Source organism: Yeosuana marina, from assembly GCF_011762485.1.
Lineage (GTDB): Bacteria > Bacteroidota > Bacteroidia > Flavobacteriales > Flavobacteriaceae > Yeosuana > Yeosuana marina.
Genome location: NZ_JAAKGI010000037.1, coordinates 260,779 through 268,111, shown reverse-complemented (window position 1 = coordinate 268,111; position 7,333 = coordinate 260,779). Strand labels below are relative to the sequence as shown.

General features: G+C 34.6%; 6 protein-coding genes and 1 tRNA gene. All 7 read right to left on the bottom strand.

Translation table 11 applies throughout. The annotated features are described in order from the left end of the window. Positions 1 to 739 (bottom strand): CHC2 zinc finger domain-containing protein (locus tag G5V56_RS16880; protein ID WP_166967280.1); only part of this gene is annotated, 739 nt, incomplete at its 3' end. Between the two features lie 345 nt (positions 740 to 1,084). Continuing rightward, positions 1,085 to 2,290 carry a primase-helicase family protein gene (locus tag G5V56_RS16875; protein ID WP_166967278.1) on the bottom strand — a complete coding sequence of 402 codons (1,206 nt, stop codon included), beginning with the start codon at positions 2,288 to 2,290 and terminating at the stop codon, positions 1,085 to 1,087. A gap of 60 nt (positions 2,291 to 2,350) precedes the next feature. Next, on the bottom strand, positions 2,351 to 2,641 hold the full coding sequence (locus G5V56_RS16870) for a helix-turn-helix domain-containing protein (protein ID WP_166967276.1): 291 nt from the start codon (positions 2,639 to 2,641) through the stop codon (positions 2,351 to 2,353). 514 nt (positions 2,642 to 3,155) lie between these two features. Further along, a complete protein-coding gene (locus tag G5V56_RS16865; RefSeq protein WP_166967274.1) occupies positions 3,156 to 4,409 on the bottom strand; it encodes a site-specific integrase in 1,254 nt (417 codons plus the stop codon). A 229-nt stretch (positions 4,410 to 4,638) separates the two neighbouring features. Continuing rightward, positions 4,639 to 4,712 (bottom strand) — tRNA-Arg (locus G5V56_RS16860). A 40-nt stretch (positions 4,713 to 4,752) separates the two neighbouring features. Beyond that, the gene (locus G5V56_RS16855) at positions 4,753 to 5,202 is read right to left on the bottom strand and encodes a GatB/YqeY domain-containing protein (RefSeq protein WP_166967272.1); all 450 of its coding nucleotides are present in this window, start codon (positions 5,200 to 5,202) and stop codon (positions 4,753 to 4,755) included. Between the two features lie 150 nt (positions 5,203 to 5,352). After that, positions 5,353 to 7,302, bottom strand: coding sequence for a cell division protein FtsZ (gene ftsZ, locus G5V56_RS16850; protein WP_166967270.1), 1,950 nt, complete (start codon positions 7,300 to 7,302; stop codon positions 5,353 to 5,355). Positions 7,303 to 7,333: the final 31 nt, after the last annotated feature.

Below are 7,333 nucleotides of genomic sequence, written 5' to 3'. Positions count from 1 at the left end.
AATAGAGGTGGACTGATTCATATTTGGGGATATGTCTCTCAATAGCTTTTATAAATGCTATGGAGTTTAACACAAGGACATCAGAAGTATTCAATAGTTTTTCATTTAAAGTGGCCAACGTTAACAGATCAAACATACCTTCCAACAGGATTAATTGCTTGCTGTTGTTTTGGAAATAGGTATAGGATTTGGGGCTGCTACTGTTTTTGAAAATCTTATTGCGTAACTCCCAACCATTTTTAGCGTTCTTTAACCCAATGGCGAAATACTGGTTGTCTTTATATTTGTACCAAACTTCTTTACAATACATCCTGGCAATCATTAATGAAATACCTCTGAGGTTTAAATATTGGACTAAAGCAGTATGTATGATTTCTTGAACTTTAATGATTTCAATATGAGCACCTGTCATTATGTTAATGGATGTTGTATTGCACTGATGTCGTTGTTCCATTATGTTAATTGGAATGGAGTCACTTAAAAACTCTAAGGTGTCTTGTATAGAGCATTTTAAAATTCTACTTACTAAATCTATCACGTTTCCTCCAACACCCTCACCATGGTCGTACCATCGGTTTTTGGTTCTGGAGACTTTCAAAGAGGCTTGGGTTTCTGACCTAAAAGGACTCAGAAACCAAGCTTCTTGTTCCGTTGTCCTTTTGGGAAAGTGCCCTAATTTTTCCAGTGCCTTTAACACTGAAAAATTACGGGCTGTTTCACAATTTAATTTTCTTTTCATGACCCAATGCGTTTTTTATAAATTTTTAATGATTTGATGAAAATACCCTCCATAGCCCTTACGGCATTAGGTTTAATGTGTTATCGTTTTGTCATCATTTCGTCATTATTGTTTTTTTATTTCTTTATTCTATCATCATTATTTTTTTGATGACAAAATGATGACATTTTGATGATGTCCAAAATGTACATTACCATTGGCTTTATGCCATTCCGTCATCGTTTCATCAAAAAATGTTGAGTATGCCGTGTCTTTTTCTTTTCAATAGCTTTTCTAATTCAAAAAAAAATGATGATTTGATGACAATCTTTTTGAAGCCCCATGAACATTGGGTATCTCGTGTCATCAAAATGTCATCAAATCATCAAATCGGTCTTCTAGGAAGCCTTTTTTTACTGTAAAGTAACGTCCCTTGCTGTCGACCATACGGACGGTTCCGTCGTTCCAGAGGGCCATCTTTTGGTAACTGTTGGAGTTGCCCTGATTGGTGAGCCCCCAATCCATTTTGAGTAACCTCCTCAAGTGTGACATGTAGGGTCGAGACCTAGTCTTCCCAAGTATTGGCAGTACATCGAGCGGGCAGAAGTCCACTTGTTCCAGGTCAAACTGTTCCATGACGTCTACAAGAAGGCTGGCCAATTCTTTTTCTAAATGACCACGGTTGTTGCGCACCAAGCGTTCAAGGGCTTTGGTTCGTATTTGCTCTGGTGAAAACCACATCCGGGTGCTGTGCCTTGTGCTCATCTCCCGATTGGACAAATAGTAAAGGAACGCTGGGATCTCATCGGTGAGCCTCTTTAGGTAATCAGTCACCTCGAGATGGACGGACGGGATCTTGAGGACCCAGAACCGAGTCTCTTGGGCATCAATCTTTATAAAGCTTTCTTCATTATTGCTACATAGAATAAACTTCCCAAAGAATTCTACTTCACGTTTATCTTTGCCCTTGGCCTCTAGTTTGTTGATGTTGGTAGTGCTCAGGTACTTGATGCGCTCGGTGAGCTCCTCCTTGTTGAACAGCACCTCGTCGATGCAAACCAATAGCTTGTTGGTCCAGTCCGCATTGAACTGGCTGGCGAAACTGTCGTTAGTGAGATAGGTCATGTTGTTCCCGAAGATCTCCTTGAGCCATTTTAAGAAGGTGCTTTTTCCTGTGGAGCGTTCTTTGGAAACCAAGCATAGAATAGGCAGTACCTGGATAGGTTTGAGATATAGTAATTGTAAATAGTCCAAACCCAGTTCGTAGTGTTTTCCAAATATGTGCTTGACGAATTTGAGGGACAATGCCGTGTCTCCTTCTTCGGGTATTTTACCCAAAGGGGAGTAGATATTGTAAAAGCCCAGGTGTTCCTGTTGAAAATTAATATGATTAGGAATACAAGTGAAGCCATCATACTTAGATATTTTACTTAAATGGTCTTTACCATGGTCTTGCTTAATGGTCTCCATGTTCCATTGTACCAAGATTTCATTAAAATGGCCTGCTATGGTTGGGGCTTTGACACGCTTATAATAGGACGTGCCCACACGTATATATGGTATCTGTTTCATAAGAATTATTTTCCCCCTAATAATATTAAGGTGTTATTAATTTGTAGTTATATGAAAATGTTACCGATGGTTTTTATGGCGCATGGAATGAGTCAAGGCTTCGGCTTCGATTTCTTGTTGTGATCTACGTTTGTTTTGAAGCAACCAATCCACAAGTTTCTTCTTCTCGAAAAAGAGCATTTTTCCGTTGGGTTTGGAATGTGGAATTTTTCCTGAAGCTGTCAGTTTGTAGAGATAACTTCTGGATATACCTGTATAATCACTGGCCTCATCAAAGGTTAAGACTTCTTTGCTGCCAATTAATAGTTTTTCTAAACGATCCAATCGTTCAAGGATTAATAAAGTGTCCATTTTTTTGTTTTTAGATTTATAAAATGAACAAAAGCGCTTTTGTTTTCCCTTTTGGGAATATGGTAATAAAAGTATAAAATCAGGCTTATGAAAGAAAAATAAAATTCAATAAGTTATTCACAAGTATTTGATAAACAACAAATTAAACCTAATAACACCATATTTAATGAATCAAGTAAACATATAATTTAATTCACCTTTTTATAGTGTTAATTGGAATCATTAAGAATTAAGGGGAAGTCTGGTATTTTGTTAATTTTCAGAGTTATCAACACAAGGATATATAAAACACCAAAAAAAAAGATTATAAAAAATTCAGAAATACTAATTTTTGGAAAATATTAAGCCAGAAATACGATTTAAATTAACTTAATATTTTCCATTTTAATTGTTCTTTTTTACAATTTTTACGTCATAGACTCAAACAAAATCTTATCCAATTTTCAGTTATTTTAATAAGATTTCTAAAGAAACAGAAATTATTATTTTTCTTAATTTTTTGAAAAATAAAATGTCATTTCATCTGCTTTGTAATTAGAGTTTTTTGCTTTAATAGAGTGTTTTTTAGAGACTGCATATCTTCGCTTACTTTTCTTTCTATGACCTTCGCATAAATTTGGGTAGTTGCAATTCTAGTATGTCCTAATAATTTTGACACAGTCTCTATTGGAACGCCATTGGTTAAGGTGACCGTTGTAGCAAATGTATGCCTTGCCATATGGAAGGTAAGGTTCTTTTTTATACCACAAGCATCTGCAATTTCCTTTAAATATAAGTTTACTTTTGCATTTGAAATTACAGGAAACAAAGTTTCTGTAATTACCGCCATAGGGTGATTGTGATATTTACTAATAAGTTCCTGAGCAGTATCTAATATAGGTACTTTTATAGGTGTTTTAGTTTTTTGACGTTTTGTTATAATCCAATTAAGCCCATCAATACCAACCAGAATATTAGATTCAGTTAAAGCTATGATATCAGCATAACTAATCCCTGTATAACAACTAAACACAAATAAATCCCTAACTCTTTCCAAACGTTCAATTGGAAACCTGTAGGTTTCTAAATTAGATAGCTCATTGACTGAAAGAAACTCCCTTTCTCTTTTTTCAAAGGTTGGCTTCCATCGAATAAATGGATCTTTTTCTATCCATTCCAAATGAAATGCCAGCGTCACCATTTTTCGGAAACGCTGAATATGTTTCATAACCGTATTATGGCTCATGGCATTTAGATGCCCCGTTGGCCAATAGGTATGCAGAAAATGCTCAAAATCGCAAATAAACTTATAATCTAATTGGTTAAGGTAGATATCAGAGGTTTTAAAAATTCTATTTAAATATCGTTTGATATACTTTTCTGTAACTGCAAAGTTCCTGATAGTTCCTGAAGCAAGGGTGCTTTCTGATTTTTTAGCATGGTAATCCAAAATATTTTGAAGAGTTTTTACATTTTCTCCTTCGCCCACATAATTTGCCTTTATCAACTTGGCTGTTACTAATTTATTTTTAAATATTAAATCTTGATAGCACTGAAAAATTTGCGAGTGAACCTGATCTAAATACAAGTTGACTTGTCGAGCTTCAGTGGATTTGCCAACAGCTTTTTTCTTTTTAGCATCCCAAATTTCAAGGGGTACTTTTCTTTTTGTACTAATGTTAACTCGTCTACCATTTACGGTTACTCTAGCATAAATTAAAGCATAATTGAAGATTGCCTTTTTTTGGTCTACCCAAAAAAGGATGGAGAATGTGTTTGTTGTACGCATAGTTGTCGTCTTTAAAGTGTTAAACATTTTTTAGACGAAAGTCAAATCAACTATTTCAATTCATTAAAATTTTTCAAAGTGTCAGTTGTACTAAAGTTATTAAAATTAACTGACAGATAGCTACCATTTTAAACAAATTACTATCATGTTAAATATACTCACAAAAACCTAAAAACCAAGTAATTAATAAAAATTACTTGGTTTTAAAACTAAATAACTTTAGTTCCAGTGACCGCGAAGGGATTCGAACCCCCAACCCTCAGAGCCGAAATCTGATATTCTATCCAGTTGAACTACGCAGCCATTTATAACGTGATTAACACTTTATCTTTAATATTATAATTTACGATAATTTAGCTTTAACAATATTTGATATTGTTTTACCATCAGCTTTTCCTGCTAAAGCCTGACTTACTATTCCCATAACTTTGCCCATATCTTTCATCCCTTCTGCTCCTGTTTTTTGAATGGTTTCAACAACAACTTTGGCAATATCTTCTTCACTCATTGCTTCCGGCAAAAATTGAGATATAATTTCGGCCTCTGCTAATTCCGGTTCTGCCAAATCTTTACGCCCTTGCTCCAAATAAACTGTAGCACTATCTTTACGTTGCTTAACTTGCTTTTGAAGTATTTTAAGTTCTTGCTCTTCAGTTAACTCTTCTTTAGCGCCACTTTCTGTCTGAGCTAATAAAATAGCAGATTTAACAGCTCTTAAGGCTGTTAAAGCAGTCGTATTTTTTTCTTTCATAGCAACTTTCATTGCCGACATGATACCTTCTTGTAAACTCATTTCAAAAAAATTAATTAGAGAATGCGAAGATAGTAAGAAAATAGGTTTTCAGGCTTTTCATATTTTATTTTATTTAAAAATAATTAATAAAAAACCCGAAAAGATGAGGGATCCTTTTCGGGCCAATAAGTTTTTTAAACTTATTTCGTACTAGTCAACATTATCATGTAAAAATGAATTATTACTTCTTAACTGGATTTCATCATTGTCATCAAGACCAATACTGGTTCTCGACATATCTGTTTCAGATGAATGCTTCACTTCCTTCAAATCAACTCCCTGACGCTTATAGGCTGGGACTTTTTCTATATCATCAATCTTAGCGTTATTGAATTTATAATTAAAGTCTTTCATCTTGCGTCTACGCTCTGCTGCACGCTCTTTAAGCATATCTGAAATTGGACTATTCATAGGATCAACTTCCTCGTCTACTTCTTCACTAGCCTTAGCTATTACTTTCTTTTCAAAAACAATTTCTTGATCAATGTCCTCAATATGTTCCTCTTTAGTATTTGCTTGCTTTTTATTGATTGAGGATTCTACCTCAATATAATCATCTAAAGCATATCTCACGTCACCTTTTTCGTTGGTTTCTGTAACTGTAATCAACTCCACATAATCTTTTACATCAATTTTCTTTAGCTCCTCATCTTCAAGTTTATGTTCTATAATATCTTTCTTTGTATCTTCAGAAACTTCATTGTTAGACAATGGCAAATCAAATGTTAATGTTATTTGTTGCTCTTCCTCAATATCATCTTCCACAAAATTAGTCGGAGTAGACATTCTTGTTACAGGCTTAATAATAAAATCATCATCGTCTTCAATCATTGATTTTTCCTCATCATAAACAACATTAATATTTTTAATTTGGTCTGTTGTATGAATTAAATCCATTTTACTAGAAACTTTAGCTTCATTTTTAGGAGTTACTTCGTCATCATCTTCTTCATCAAAATCTAAAACATGCTTTTTAAATACAGTAGTCTCATTTTTTTCTTCTAGCTCAATGACAGGGGCAATAATTACTGGTTCTGAATCCTTTGGACTCAAATCTTGATCTTCTAATGAATGAACAACTTTTTTTGTTTCAGTATTAGAAATCTCATCTTGCTGCTCCACATTAAAGCCTGTTGCTATAATAGTTACTGCAATAGATTCTTCTAGCGATTCGTCTTCACCAACACCCATAATAATATTAGCGCCATGTCCAGCTTCATCCTGTATGTGGTCATTAATTTCACCTATTTCATCAATGGTAATTTCATGAGAGCCAGAAACAATTAGCAGCAATACATTTTTAGCTCCGGTTATTTTATTGTCGTTAAGTAATGGCGAATCAAGCGCTTTTCTAATAGCTTCTTGCGCACGATTCTGTCCTGAAGCCAAAGCTGATCCCATAATAGCAGTCCCACTATTACTTAATACGGTTTTAGCATCGCGTAAATCGATATTTTGTGTGTAGTGATGTGTAATAACTTCTGCAATACCACGAGCAGCGGTAGCTAAAACCTCATCGGCCTTTGAAAATCCAGCTTTAAAACCAAGATTTCCGTAAACCTCTCGGAGTTTATTATTATTGATAACGATTAAAGAATCGACAACATCTCTTAATTTTTCAATACCTTTTTGAGATTGTTGTATACGCATTTTTCCTTCAAACTGAAAAGGCATCGTAACAATTCCCACGGTTAAAATATCAGCATCTTTAGCCATTTTAGCTATAATAGGTGCCGCACCAGTTCCTGTTCCGCCACCCATTCCTGCCGTGATAAAAACCATTTTGGTATTAGAGTCTAACATTTGGGTAATGTCATCAAAACTTTCTAAAGCCGACTGTTCCCCTATATCAGGATTAGCACCAGCTCCTAATCCTTCTGTTAAATTAACTCCTAATTGAATTTTATTGGGTACACCACTATTTTGAAGTGCTTGTGCATCTGTGTTACAGATATAAAAGTCGACTCCTTTAATGCCTTGTTGGAACATGTGATTGATGGCATTGCTACCACCTCCTCCAACACCAATAACTTTAATGACATTTGATTGGTTTTTTGGCAAATCAAATGCTATACTTTCGAATTCTTTTTTGCTGCTCATAAATTCTGTTTTACTGGTATTAATACTATAT